Origin of the sequence: Helicobacter sp., assembly GCF_017502485.1 — a bacterium.
Classification (GTDB): Bacteria; Campylobacterota; Campylobacteria; order Campylobacterales; family Helicobacteraceae; genus Helicobacter_B.
On record NZ_JAFVUX010000020.1, the window covers coordinates 1 to 13585 of the forward strand.

Sequence of the window (13585 nt, forward strand, 5' to 3'; positions counted from 1 at the left end):
CCACCATTAATGATAGGGCAAGAAACTGATTTAGTAAGATGCACAGGTGCACCAGAGCTTTGATGGCGGATAATGATAGCGTGTGGCGACATAGCATTGAGATTTGCCGCTGTATCAGAAATCGTCTCACCCTTTGAAGTTGAAGATCGCGAGACATCAAGTCTTGTGATAGAGCCGCCAAGGTTTTTTACCGCGCATTCAAAGCTACTTAGAGTGCGCGTGGAGTTTTCAAAAAATATGGTGATGATATTAGTATGCGCTAGGCTTTGCGCTGGTCTCTTGCTAGCATCTAAAGTTGTAGAATCCAGCATAGGGAGAAACTGCGTGGCTTTACACAAGATGTACTCAATCTCATCTATAGATAAGTCGCTTGTCTCTATAAGGTGGCGCATAGGCTTCCTTGGTATTTGGTAAAAATGGATATAATCATAGCGTTTTTTTTCACAAGAAAAGTTAAAGGATTGCTTTTGGGGATTTGGAGAGCAGGGCTGGTTTTGGTGTTTGCTTTTACCTTTGTGTCTTGCACAAATTACTTTGAGAAAGGCTATCGCCCAGAATTATTAGAAGAAAGGAAAATTCAGGCTACAAGAAAATTTCAAATAATTCGTAATGATAAAATTGACTTGGTTGTATTTGCAACTTACTTGAATGATATTGAGCGGACATATTATAAGAATTTGGAATATTTTTTTATAGAGATTTATGCACCAAGCCAAGAGCCTATTATTTTTAAGCGATTGCGCATCAATCTCGCTACACGCGATCGCAAATCGTGGTTAGATCCACAATATATCCGTTTGCTTAATAAAGATGAGTATGATGAAGTGTTGCGCCCCATTAATAAATGGTCAAACTGCTATCTTGTGGCATTTGCGAAATCTACACTTATTGATGCAGATAAAATGCTTTTGCGTATCGCTGTAGATGAGCACGAAGAAAGGCTTGATTATAGCTTTAAAGTCATACCATTTCAGGCATTATAGGGGATTTATGCGGTTTGATAGGTATTTGGTAGACATAGGAAAATTTGATTCTAGACAAAAGGCACAAGAGGCGATTAGGGCTGGCAGAGTTATGCTTGGCGGCAAAGTAGTGAAAAAGCCATCATTTGAGATTAGAGATTCTAGTTTAGAGAGTAGGGATGGGATAGCAGATGGGCTAGAATCTAAGTTGGTTATTGAAGTGAGTGGAGAGGAGTTTGTCTCTCGGGCTGGGAGGAAACTACAAGGGTTTTTGGAAGAATGTAGGCGACAAGGAGTCGCTAGATCTTGGAAGAATGCCATTGATGTGGGGGCTGCTAGGGGTGGATTTAGCCAAGTATTGCTCCGCTACGGGGTTAAGCATATTTGCTGTGTTGATGTAGGAAGCAATCAGCTACACCCACTAATTGCTAAAGATTCTCGCGTAGAGGTGTTTGAACAGTGTGATATACGAGTATTTGCGCGTAAGTTTGATAGGTATTTTGATGTGGTGGTGTGTGATGTGAGCTTTATTAGTATCAGGCATATTATTGATGATTTATGTAGGCTAAGTGGTGATCTTATCGTGCTTTTTAAGCCACAGTTTGAAGTGGGTAGAGGGATTAAACGAAGCAAAAGAGGAGTGGTGCAAGATCAAAATGCAGCCCAAAGTGCATTGCAAGAGTGTATCGCAACTATTTGCGCACGCAGATTTTCTGTGCGTTTGGTGGTAGAATCTAGTGTGAAAGGAAAGGAAGGCAATGCAGAGTTTTTCATCTATGCTTGCAGAGAGTCTTGCGCCTAAGCAGATTACAAGTCTGGCGATTGGGAAGTTTGATGGGATACACTTAGGGCATAGGAAATTGCTAGAGTTGCTAGGCAATCGTGGTGCAGTGCTAATTATCGATAAAGCAATTGAGCAGAATCTAACTAGTCAAAATCCAAGCGTGCAGAATCAGGGATTCCTTACTTCACTACAAGATCGGCTTGATCGCTTGCCAAATGCCTATTTTGTAGAGTTTGCAAGCGTGGCACATATGAGTGGGGAGGAGTTTGTCATTACGCTACTAGAATCTTTGTCAAGTTTGGAGACAATTATCGTGGGGTATGATTTTCGCTTTGGTAGAGATCGACTCTGTGGGGCGGACGATTTGCGGTATTTGTGTAAGCTTAAGCAGGTAGCTCAAAGACAGGAGACACAGGTACTCATTGTCCCCAAAGTCTGCTATGGTGAAATACCTTTACACGCAAGCGTGATTAAAGATTTTGTGAGACACGGAGATATAAACCTAGCTAATGCAATGTTGGGCTGGTATTATACGATAGTAGGTGAGGTGATATGTGGGCAGGGGATAGCGAGCAAGGAGCTTTTTCCCACAATAAACATCCGTACCCAAGGCTATATCTTGCCAGCAAGTGGCGTGTATGCTACGCGCGTAAATGGAAAAATGGCTGTGAGCTTCTTTGGACATCGTGTTAGCACAGATGGAATGTATGCGATAGAGAGCCACATTATTAATAGTGAAATTACGCAGGTGCCAAATCGATTGACAATACAGATGTATAAAAAAATCCGAGAAAATCGCCACTTTACCTCACTCCAAGAGCTTAAGACTCAAATAGAGTGCGATATTAAACAGGTGCAGGAAATTTGGGAGTGGGGGTTATAAAAAGACATTAAACGAATTCTCTTGTATTATAAGAATCTCAAGCACCCCAACAGGAATTGCAAAAAGCAAATATCATACATTTTGATAAAAAATTTAATAACAAGCATAGCTCAGAGTGGTAAAATATCGTAGTTTCCTATAATTGTATCGTGCATTTCATCCCAAACAAGTGTGGCAAACAAAAGAAAAGCAATTTATTGTCAAGATGACAATAATGCTATTCGAATATCTGGCAAAATAAATACCAAACCACCTCAAGGTAAATACCAAATGTGGTTTTTAATTAAAAAACTAGGCGTGAGTGGTAAAAAGATGTGCCTGATAAATTACATAAAACTCCTTTGTATTGAACTAGAATGAGTATTCTAATCAAAAAACAACTTAAAGTAAGCAAGATTTCGAAAATGTGTATTTAGATATTTTTGATTTTGTCAGATTGGCTGTGTGGCTTGAGATTGTCTTGCAGTTTATATAGAAAATAGCTCTTGCTAGATTCTAGCTTGGATTTAGGCGTATGCGTGATCGGTGGGCTACAACGTGCGAATTTGTGCTTGAGATAGTTCGCTGCACTATGCAGCGAGTATATGCTGGTGGAGATCACTCCATATTTTACGCTTCCATAGGTATGCAAGAACTGTCATAACAAGGAAGAATACAATAATCTTAAATCCAAGTGCATTACGCTCGTGTTTTTTGCTATCTCCCACAGAGTCTAGGTATGCGACAATTTGTTTTTCTGCTTGCTCTGTAACACCAACCCTAGGCATTGCAGTTTGTGGCAAGAGTCTTTGGGGATCATTGATAAAGTTACTTAGGTAGTGCTCTCCACGAGATCGAATCATCATCGAAAGATCTGGGACTTTTGCCCCAAGGTATCGCTTAAGATCCTGCGGATCGCTTGTGCTTGCAAGATTATCATAGCTTACACTATGGCAACGCACACACGCCTGCTCAAACACTTGTTTGTCATTTAGAGACTTTGGCGCAATTGATGTGAAGTATGCAATAATATCTGCAATTTCCTGATCGCTAAGATATGAGTAGGGTGGCATAGGGTAGGCAAGCCCATCTTTATGCCAAAGTTTTGATGCTAACACTGGATCTTTTAAGAAATGTGCCAAGTAAGTGTGGTCAAATACGGCAGCGATATTGGACAAGTCAGGGGGTGTTACACCATAAGCAGCAGATACATCGGTATCGCTTTGCCCGCTAGAACGAGCGAGTTTTTGGGAGTCAATAGTATGGCAGGCGAGACATTGCTCTACAAGAGCTTGCCCAGCTTGCGCATTGCCTTTACTCAGGTCTATTTCCTTCCAGAAATTTTCAAGCCCAGCGAGATAGGATTGATTTTTGGTAAGCTCTTTCTCCAAACGCTCGATATCAATCGCATTATTTGCATTGCGCGCACTTTGAAGCTCTGTTTCAAGGTTTGCGATTATAGCTTTTAGTTCTGCTACATCATCAGCATTTGCTTTAATATAGTCATATTGTGTATCGGCAACTTTGGGGTGCATAATACTATGTGCCAAAGGCTCTACACCCCAATATATCACACCCACGACAATGACTAGGATTGCTAGGATTTTCAGCTCTCTCATTTTGCACCTCCTGCATTATTGCAACCACCACAGCAGCCTGAATTTTTGCGCTCGTTGATTGTAATAAGTGGAAGCGCAACAAAGATAAGAAGCAAAAATGCAATAGAAGCAATAAAGCCAATGTAGGTATTAACACCCTCTGGTGGTAGCTTGCCATACACAGTAAGCACGATAAGCACAACTATAAGCGACCAAAACCATACAAAATATCCTTTGCGTTGATGGGCTGGGCGCACAACAGGGCTTCTATCAAGCCAAGGGAGAAGCAAAAACACTACTTGTGCCACACCAAATGCTACAAGACCAATGTCAGCGGCTTTAATTGGACCAACATCAAAGAAAAAGCCACGCAATACTTCATAACTCCATAGGAAATACCACTCTGGATAAATATGTGGTGGAGTTTTAAGGGAGTCTGCTGGATCGAAATTTACCGGATCCATAGCAAAGTCGAAGTGATAGCATACAAGATAGAAAAATAGCGCCATAAACGCACAAGCCACAAAAATATCTTTAGACATAAACACTGGCCAAAATGGAATTACCTTGGCTTCTTTTTTCTTGCCTTCTTGGTATTTCTTCGCTTCTGCTTCGAAATCTATTTCTTCACCATTTTGGTTATTTACATGCGGAAAGCGGAGAGAATAAAAGTGGAATGCAATAAGAAGCATAATAACAACAGGGAGCAAAACAACATGTAACATAAAAAATCTTGTCAAGGTCGCATCAGCCACAATGTAATTACCTCGAATCCACTCAACTACATCATCACCTATAAAAGGGATACCGCCGAAAAGATTGGTGATAACGGTTGCTGCCCAATAGCTCATCTGCCCCCACGGAAGCATGTAGCCACTAAATGCTTCTGCGGAAAACACTACAAAAAGCAACATGCCACCAATCCACACCATCTCGCGCCCTTTTTTATAAGAGCCATAATAGATAGCCACAAACATATGGATATAAATAATCACAAATATCATACTAGCAGCAACGGCGTGGATATGTCTCCACAGCCAACCATAATCGACTTCTTGCATAATCGTGTAGTTTACACTATAAAATGCCATATTGACATCAGGCTTGTAATACATCAGCAAAAACAAACCGCTTACTACAAGTAGCGTAAATAGCGTAAGAAGCAACACACCCATTGCCCAAAGAAAGTTGATATTCTTTGGAATCCAGTATTCTGTCATCATTACCTGGAGAAACTTTTTCACACCAAGTCGTTGATCAAACCAATCAACAAGTCCATCTGCTTTTTTAATTTCTGCCATTTTCTCTCCTTATGCCAGCGCGATCATTTTGTTGTATTCTTCCCCAGCCTCACCCAGCGTTAGGGTCATACCTTCTACCTTGAAAGGTGGAATGTCAAATGGGCGTGGAGGTGGTGTGCCTTCGACATTGATGCCATCGATAGTAAATTTACCGCCGTGGCACGGACAGAGAAATTCTTTCTCGCTTGACTTGTATAGTGGGATACAACCTAAATGCGTGCAAACTTGCAAGCCAAGCGTATAGACCTTATCGCCAACCTTAAAATCTCGGCGATCATTAAATTCATCGCCACTAGATTTTCTTATGATAAATACAGGCTTACCTCTCCACTCCACTTGGGCAAATTCTCCTTCTTGCAAAACGCCTAGATCAACTGTCGTAAATCCAGCAGAGACAACACTTGGCAATGGATCCCAAGTCTTCTTCATAGCGATTAGGGAGGCAATACCACCGACAGTGGCGACACCACCAAGCGTCAAGCCTAAGAAATCGCGTCTTTTGACTTCAGCCATACTCTCTCCTTTTTGACTTTTTGAAATGCCGATTGTAACGCTAAACACTTAAATTTTACTTTAATCTTTGGTTAAATAATTTTTAAATAAAATGCAGATTTACAATATTTTTCGCTAAGTTTATAGATACTTTTTTCTAAGGGGGGGATTGCATTTATTCTTTTTGACGAGTGATATTTGCTCCGAGTGTGCTAAGCTTTTGCTCCAGAGACTCATAGCCACGATCAAGGTGATAGATTCTGTGCACATTTGTGCTATTTTGCGCTACAAGCCCAGCAAGCACCAAAGCTGAAGAAGCGCGTAAGTCTGTTGCCATTACATCTGCGCCTACAAGTGGATTTTGCTCATCGTTACCAATGATAGTGGCAGTGTTGCCCTTAAGTGTGATGTTTGATCCAAGTCGTTGAAGCTCGCTTGCGTGCATAAAGCGGTTTTCAAAGAGTCGCTCTTGTATGACACTTGTGCCATGGCATTGAGTCGCCAAGCTCATAAACTGCGCTTGCATATCAGTAGGGAAGCCGGGGTGCTCTGTGGTGATGATTTCAAAGCCTTGTCGTTTAGTTGCTGGGAAAATGCTTACAGAATCGCTAGTAGATTCTAGTGTGAAGCCAATTTGTCGTAGTTTTTCAAGCACAGCTTCAAGGTGTACTGGATTAGCGTTGGTTAAATGTATGTGGCTATTTGTGATTGCAGCAGCGCACAGATAAGTACCCGCTTCAATCCTATCTGGTATGACAGAAAAGGGCTGAAATCTAAGCAGCTCTCTATCTGTGCCTTGGATTTCTAGCACTGAAGAGCCTACGCCTTGGATTTCCACGCCTGCTCGCATAAGTACTTCGCACAGCTGAACTACTTCAGGTTCTCTAGCTGCATTGATAATTTGCGTGCGCCCTTTAGCAAGAGCAGCCGCCATAATGACATTTTCACAGCCTGTTACGGTGATTTTGTCAAATACAATTTGTGCGCCTTTCAGCCCATTTGGAGCACTAGCCACTATATAGCCCCCTTGGATAGTGGTTTGCGCGCCCATTTTTTCCATAGCAGCTATGTGGAGATCCACTGGGCGCGCGCCAATAGCACAGCCGCCAGGCAAACTTACTTCACAATGCCCACAGCGCGCAAGCAGAGGTCCAAGCACAAGAATTGAGGCACGCATTTTGCGCACAATGTCATAAATTGCCTTAGTGTGGATAATGTGGCTTGCATCAATCTCCACACTATGCGCACTATCCCAGCTAACTATAGCACCCAAATGTTCCAAAAGCTTCGCTAGAGTTTTGACATCAGCGACATTTGGGAGATTGTCGATTTTCATAGGGGTGTTAGATAAAAGTGCGGCAGAGAGCAGGGGGAGCGCGGCGTTTTTTGCTCCAGAGATTTGCACTTGCCCGCGTAGCTTAGTACCCCCAATAATGTGTAAATAATCCATAAGATCCCTTTGTGTTGGTATGTGCTAGGTTTTGACTAAACCATTACAGAATCTAAAATACAATGGTTTTGTTGCCATTGATAAACACTCGATCGTGTAAGATGAGATCAAGTGCGTGGGCAAAAACATTTTTTTCAATATTGCGCCCTGCTTTTTGCATATCCTGCCAGCTATATGTGTGGTCGATTTTAATAATATCTTGTGTGATGATTGGTCCTTCATCAAGCTCTTGGGTAACAAAATGCGCCGTTGCACCAATGATTTTTACCCCTCTTTCATAGGCTTGCTTGTAGGGGTTAGCACCGATAAACGCGGGAAGAAAGCTATGGTGGATATTGATCATCTGTCCTTGATAGCGCGCTACAAATGCTGGGGAGAGAATTCTCATATATTTGGCAAGGGCGATTACATCTGGGTGGTAGCGATCAATGATGGCACTAAGTGCTTGCTCGTGTACTTCTCTATCGTTGCCAGACTCCACGCAGTAAAATGGTATATCAAAGCGACGAACAAGGGTTTCTAGATCATTGTGATTGGCGATGACTGCTTGAATGCGGGCACCTAGCTCGCCACTCTCATAACGCAGAAGCAAATCACCTAGGCAGTGGTTTTCTTTGGTGGCAAGAATGATTAGGGATTTTTTCGCAACAGGCTTTAATGTAATACATGCTTTGTCGCCAAGAGCTTTGCTCAAAGAGAGCAAGATTTCCCTAGAATCTAGTGCGCCAGCAATTTGTGTGCGCATAAAAAACAGCATTGTATCTCTATCGACAAACTCATCATTTTTCTCAATATTAAGTCCAGCTTCGTGTAAAATCCTAGAAACTTGATAGATAAGACCACTTCTATCTTTGGTGCTAATAAGTAGCATATGCTTCATCGCAAGCCTATTCCCAACATTGCACTTAGAACTCTATTAACACTAGATTCTACAAGTGTGTCGATATAACTTTGCCACGAGCTTTTTTGTAGCCATATCACATCTTCTACTTTGGATAGTTCTTTGAGTTTTTCTATGGCTTGATTGCGGGATAGCACATCATCTATGAGTCCTAGTTCTTTGGCTTTAGCGGCATTAAATATCTTTCCTTGCGCAAACTCGTTAGAATCCTTTAGTTCCAAATTTCGTGCTTTTGCGACATCAATAATGAAAGTTTGATATTCTTCTTGGATAAGGTTTTCTATATAAGTGCGCTCTTTTTGTGTCCAGTCTCGGTAATATGCACCCACTTCTTTATATTCGCCAGCAGCGATGATATTTGGCTCATAGCCGATTTTTTTGAGCAGTTCTTTGATATTTACACCGCTAAATAACACACCGATGCTACCAATAAGTGCGCCACGATTAGCATAGATTCTACTTGCATAAGCTCCTGCATAGTATGCCCCACTTGCCATAACGCCCTCTGTATGCACGACAACAGGCATTGTGCTAGCAAGCTCTTGGATAAGGTCAGCCATCTCTACGCTTGCTCCAACTGCTCCGCCCGGAGAGTCGATCACTAGTAGCACACCTTGCAAGCTGGGGTAATTGTGTAGATCTTCGATTTGTGCGCGTAGCATACTAGAGTCCATAATTGCGCCTTTAAGGTGGATTCTAGCGAGATTTGGGTGCTTAGTGGGCTCTTTTATGTTAAGTAGCAGTATTATTACAATAAGCAAAAACACAAAGGCTTTGAAGTATTTAGTGATACACTCAAACACGGCAACAATAGGTGAAAAAAGTTTTTTTATCATTTAGGTGATCCTTAATTAAACTAAGCGCGCCAAATATTTAGTCAAATTCAATGATATGAGTTTATAGGCTAGATTCTAGCTCGTGCGCGCATGAGACTATTTGTTTGCTAGAATCTGGGCTTGTTTTTGTGAGATGACAACAAAACGGGTGGTTTTGTTGTGTTTAGAAGTTTTGGCATCTTCAACAAGCTGCTTTGGATTACCACGGATAAATGGGTCGATATAGCCTAACTCAAATGATTGAGAGTTGATATGTGAGAGAAATTCTCCATCAGTCTTAGCGATTACGACACTATATTCTTTAGAGGCGGACATTATTTGAAGCTTTAGATACATTTCAAGCTTTTGGTTGGTGGTGTAGATTAAGAAGAGCTTTTCATGTTGCTTTTTGTATTTATGGAAGTAGTTGTAGCCGGTTTTTTCGTTATCAGCGAGCTTGTTTTTATCAAGTCGCTTGAGATACTGCCCATAAAAAGTCATCGTGCAGTAAGGGTTATTAATATCGTGCTTGAAAAAGTTATTATGTACAGAAGTAGAAGCCATACCGATTTTCCACATTTTGTTATCAAGTGCTGTAGCGACAAGGTTGAGTGCTTCGCGCGTTTGATCGACTAGGTCATTGTGCATTTTGTGAAATGTCTCGCTAAACTCATTCAAGTAGTTTTCTCTAAAGTTTTTGGTGATTGTTTCCAGCCGTTCTTGGCAACTTGTTAGGATTTTGACTTCTTCTTCTGTCTTTGCCATAATGGTCTTTTGTGTCTCAATCTTGGCTGGGAGTGTGGAGTCCTTTTTGTTAAGCTCCATTTGATTCCTAAGCTTACGCACTTCATTCATACAAAATTTTGCCTTATTGCGTAGCTGGATAGTCTTATCTTTAATACCCAAAATTGCCTTGATCGCACCACGGTAGTGGAGCTGTTTTTCTAAAAACATATCTTGGTAGATAGATTCTGGCTTTAGATTTGTGCTTTGGATTAGGGCTTTGTAGGAATATTCTAGGTTGTTGACTTTTTGTAAGTCGCTAGCAAACACATCTGGTGTGATGTTTTTGTCGCAATATACTAGATAGTCCATAGCTTTTGAGAGAAATCGGCGCACGATTAGGTAGTTGAGTTGGTTTTCTGGGGCAATTTCTTCTATGTCTGCAAGTGAGAATTTAATGGAGTTAGATTCTGGGGTGAAGTATTCTTTCAAACAGTCCTCCACAGATACAGATGCTTCGATAGTTTTCATCTCTAGGTAGTTTGTCTGCTTAAAGATATTTTCTGCGATTTGATTGCGTAGGTCTGTTTCTTTTGTGCGCAACTCTTCATCGGTATCTGTCTTCCAAAAATCCATTTCTTTAATAAGTGAATCTGTGCCAAATTCTTGGTATGCAGAGCTGTGTGCATCTACGATATGCCCACTTTCATCAAGTCTAAATTCTACATACATTCCCGCCGCGGGCAAAAGTTTGCGATCGTGCCAATGCTCCTTGCGTAGCTCAAAGATTTTTTTAGAATAATTGGTAACAACACCAGATCCTGTTGCCATAGAATAACGGCTGATTCTCCCGTGCATTTACACCCCCTTGGCAAAATGAAGTCTTTGTGTGTTATGCTATAATATCTTTAAAAAAAATTTGCTTAAAAGGGATAGACCATTAAAAAAATCTACATCTTATGCGCCTGGTGCGCGCTGTTTCTTATCCTAACTTTGGCGACTATTTTTGGCGAGAGTGGCAGTATGGGTAAAATGGGGCGAGCGTTTGCGTTACTTAATCTCTCATGGTTTGGCTATTTGGGCTATGTGTATTTGCTATTTTTTTTATACCCTGCTTACGCGCTCTATAAAGACTCCGCACTTAGTGCAAGACGCGTGAAGATCATCATAGCAGTACTACTTATAAGCCTAGGAGTACTATTACTGCAATCACTCTGGCTTGACAAAGGGCTTTTAGGTGAGATTCTCATCACAAAAATCATGCCAAGCTTTGGTATATTTGGGGTGTGGATCTTGGTGATTGGCTGCTTTTATGTTGGCGTGCTTTTGCTTTTACCCATGCAGGTTATCGCTGTGCAAAAGTCTTTACAAAATGTCATAGTGGCGCTTGCTCTCTATCTTGTGCGCAACGCAAAGGAAGCATATAGCTATCTTGCTCCTCGCATTGTGTATAGGGCTAAGGGCTACTACTGTGCTTTAGCTTCGTGGTTAGAAAAGGTTTTTGCTTCTCCATCAATCAAGCAGTTTGATAGGGATTTTAGCGCAAAAGAGCAGTCTCAAGTAGGATCTAACTCCATTGCACAGCCACATCAAAGCTACAAGCCTACTATCCAGCCATATCCACAGGCAAATACGCTAGATTCTAGCCAAGAGTGTAGAGAAGAGCTGGAGTTTGATGAAAAAGAAGTAGTCGTGCTTTATCATAATGAAGAGCGAGAAAACCGTGTAAAAGAGCAAGATGAAGCACGCTATAAGACGATGGTGCGACTTGTGGATAGGCAACAAGCAGATAAAAACACTGAAGTACTACGCATTGATGTAGGTCGAGCAATATCTCGAGCTAAGGCATACGAGCAAGAAGTGTTTCCGCAAGAAGCCCCCACCTACTATACAAAGATCATTGATTCTCAACGACTAAGTCAGCTAGATTCTAAGCCAGCTAGCTTAGAATCTAGCTTTGATGAAGTGGCAAGTTCTCCTACCATCGACTCTCCTGCCATTGATCGTATCGCACTAGATTCTAATACAGTGGCACATATAGCAAGACAGCATAGCCTAGAATCTAACTCTTTAGAATCTAGCCTAGATTCTAAAGCTGGGAGTGATGAAAGTTTAGGGGAACAAGCCCAAGCTTCCTTGCCAGAGCTGGACTCTAAACTTGTCTCTATACCAGACTTAGAATCTAGCTCTGCTTTAAGCCAAAAAATGCAACCCACCATAGCAAAAAGTCTAGAATCTAGTGCGCAGTATTTAGAGAGCTTAGATCGTGGCGAGCTAGCGTGTCCTAAGGACTACACCTTACCTCCTACGACACTCTTGCAGCCCGCACAGGATAAGAAAGTGAGCTTTGAAGAAGGTGAGATTGATCAAAAGATCCAAAATCTCCTAACTAAGCTTAAGGTATTTAAAATCGATGGTGATGTGGTTAGGATCTACTCTGGTCCTGTGGTTACGACCTTTGAGTTTCGCCCAGCTCCTAATGTCAAAGTCAGCAGAATCCAAAACTTAAGCGATGATCTTGCTATGGCACTAAGTGCGCGCTCAATTCGCATCCAAGCCCCCATACCGGAGAAAGATGTTGTAGGGATTGAAGTGCCAAACTCACAAAAAGAGATGATTTATTTGCGCGAGATTTTAGAGAGTGAAGTGTTTAAAAGCTCTTCTTCGCTACTTGTGCTTGGGCTTGGTAAGGATATTGTGGGGAATCCATTTGTTACAGACTTACAGAAGCTTCCACACTTGCTCATAGCAGGGACAACAGGGAGTGGGAAAAGTGTGGGGCTCAATGCGATGATTTTATCTCTGCTCTACCGCAATTCTCCGGACAATTTACGCTTAATAATGGTTGATCCTAAGAAAGTAGAGTTTAGTCTCTATGAAGAAATCCCGCATCTACTAACCCCCATCATTACCGATGCTAAAAAGGCGATTATCGCGCTTAATAATGTTGCTAGGGAAATGGAGCGCAGGTATGAGATGATGAAAGCTATTAAGACAAAAACCATTGATGGCTACAATGCTAAAGCTAGGAGTGAAGGGGGAGAGATTTTGCCCTTTATTGTTATTATTATTGATGAGCTAGCAGATCTTATGATGACAGGTGGGAAAGAGGCAGAGAGTTCGATCATTCGCATAGCACAGATGGGTAGGGCGGCGGGCTTGCATTTAATCGTGGCTACACAACGACCAAGTGTCGATGTCGTAACAGGACTTATTAAAACCAATCTCCCAGCAAAGATTGCCTATAAAGTAGGCTCAAGAATGGACTCTCGCGTGATTTTAGACGCTGAAGGTGCGCAGAATCTACTAGGGCAGGGCGATATGCTATTTTCCCTTGGTGGTGGCGGTGGTGTATTACGCTTGCACGCACCTTGGGCGAGTGAAGATGAGATAGAGTCCATTGTTGATTTTATCCGCGAGCAAAGAGAAGTGCAGTATGATTCTAGCTTTTTAGCAGACCCCGGTGCGCTTCATGCGGAGAGTGAGAGTGGTGATGGTGATGGGAGCGACTTGCTTGCAGAAGCTAAAAGGGCAATGAAACTTGATGGCAAGACCTCTATTAGCAATCTTCAGCGCAGGCTTGGCATAGGCTACAACAAAGCCGCAAGTCTTGTAGAAGAGCTGGAGAAGCAGGGCTTTTTATCTGCGCCTAATACAAAGGGCGCGCGCGAGATTATTGGCTAGTGCTAGAATCTAC

At 41.9% G+C, this 13585-nt stretch carries 11 protein-coding genes and 1 pseudogene; 4 read left to right on the forward strand and 8 right to left on the reverse strand.

Annotated features, from left to right (window positions below):
* Nucleotides 1-392: pseudogene (locus IKB69_RS03875) on the reverse strand (aspartate carbamoyltransferase); the annotation flags it as partial.
* Nucleotides 393-467: 75 nt separating this feature from the next.
* Here IKB69_RS03875 and IKB69_RS03880 point away from each other — a divergent pair.
* Genes IKB69_RS03880 through IKB69_RS03890 form a run of 3 tightly spaced genes read left to right on the forward strand, consistent with a single transcriptional unit; the run spans nucleotide 468 to nucleotide 2629 of the window.
* Entirely contained in the window at nucleotides 468-983 is a 516-nt protein-coding gene (locus IKB69_RS03880) for a hypothetical protein (RefSeq protein WP_290946285.1), read from the forward strand.
* Between the two features lie 7 nt (nucleotides 984-990).
* The gene (locus tag IKB69_RS03885) at nucleotides 991-1764 is read left to right on the forward strand and encodes a TlyA family RNA methyltransferase (RefSeq protein WP_290946286.1); all 774 of its coding nucleotides are present in this window, start codon (nucleotides 991-993) and stop codon (nucleotides 1762-1764) included.
* Complete coding sequence (locus IKB69_RS03890) at nucleotides 1721-2629, forward strand: bifunctional riboflavin kinase/FAD synthetase (RefSeq protein WP_290946287.1); 909 nt, start codon at nucleotides 1721-1723, stop codon at nucleotides 2627-2629. The genes IKB69_RS03885 and IKB69_RS03890 overlap by 44 nt, the downstream gene beginning before the upstream one ends.
* A gap of 569 nt (nucleotides 2630-3198) precedes the next feature.
* Here the strand turns inward: IKB69_RS03890 and IKB69_RS03895 are convergent.
* The 7 genes from IKB69_RS03895 to IKB69_RS03930 form a co-directional block, all read right to left on the reverse strand.
* The gene (locus tag IKB69_RS03895) at nucleotides 3199-4227 is read right to left on the reverse strand and encodes a c-type cytochrome (protein WP_363240195.1); all 1029 of its coding nucleotides are present in this window, start codon (nucleotides 4225-4227) and stop codon (nucleotides 3199-3201) included.
* Nucleotides 4224-5507 carry a cytochrome bc complex cytochrome b subunit gene (locus IKB69_RS03905; protein WP_290946289.1) on the reverse strand — a complete coding sequence of 428 codons (1284 nt, stop codon included), beginning with the start codon at nucleotides 5505-5507 and terminating at the stop codon, nucleotides 4224-4226. Before IKB69_RS03905 ends, IKB69_RS03895 begins: the two co-directional genes overlap by 4 nt.
* Nucleotides 5508-5516: 9 nt before the next feature.
* Entirely contained in the window at nucleotides 5517-6020 is a 504-nt protein-coding gene (locus tag IKB69_RS03910) for a Rieske 2Fe-2S domain-containing protein (RefSeq protein ID WP_290946291.1), read from the reverse strand.
* Nucleotides 6021-6174: 154 nt separating this feature from the next.
* Nucleotides 6175-7449: a UDP-N-acetylglucosamine 1-carboxyvinyltransferase gene (gene murA / locus IKB69_RS03915; RefSeq protein WP_290946293.1), complete on the reverse strand. Its 1275-nt coding sequence runs from the start codon at nucleotides 7447-7449 to the stop codon at nucleotides 6175-6177.
* A gap of 52 nt (nucleotides 7450-7501) precedes the next feature.
* Nucleotides 7502-8329, reverse strand: a complete 828-nt coding sequence (purU, locus tag IKB69_RS03920) for a formyltetrahydrofolate deformylase (protein WP_290946295.1) — start codon at nucleotides 8327-8329, stop codon at nucleotides 7502-7504.
* Nucleotides 8326-9186, reverse strand: coding sequence for a signal peptide peptidase SppA (gene sppA, locus IKB69_RS03925; RefSeq protein ID WP_290946296.1), 861 nt, complete (start codon nucleotides 9184-9186; stop codon nucleotides 8326-8328). The genes purU and sppA overlap by 4 nt, the downstream gene beginning before the upstream one ends.
* Nucleotides 9187-9282: 96 nt before the next feature.
* Complete coding sequence (locus IKB69_RS03930; protein WP_290946298.1) at nucleotides 9283-10746, reverse strand: hypothetical protein; 1464 nt, start codon at nucleotides 10744-10746, stop codon at nucleotides 9283-9285.
* 165 nt (nucleotides 10747-10911) lie between these two features.
* Here IKB69_RS03930 and IKB69_RS03935 point away from each other — a divergent pair, with 165 nt between their 5' ends.
* A complete protein-coding gene (locus IKB69_RS03935; RefSeq protein ID WP_290946300.1) occupies nucleotides 10912-13572 on the forward strand; it encodes a DNA translocase FtsK in 2661 nt (886 codons plus the stop codon).
* Nucleotides 13573-13585: the final 13 nt, after the last annotated feature.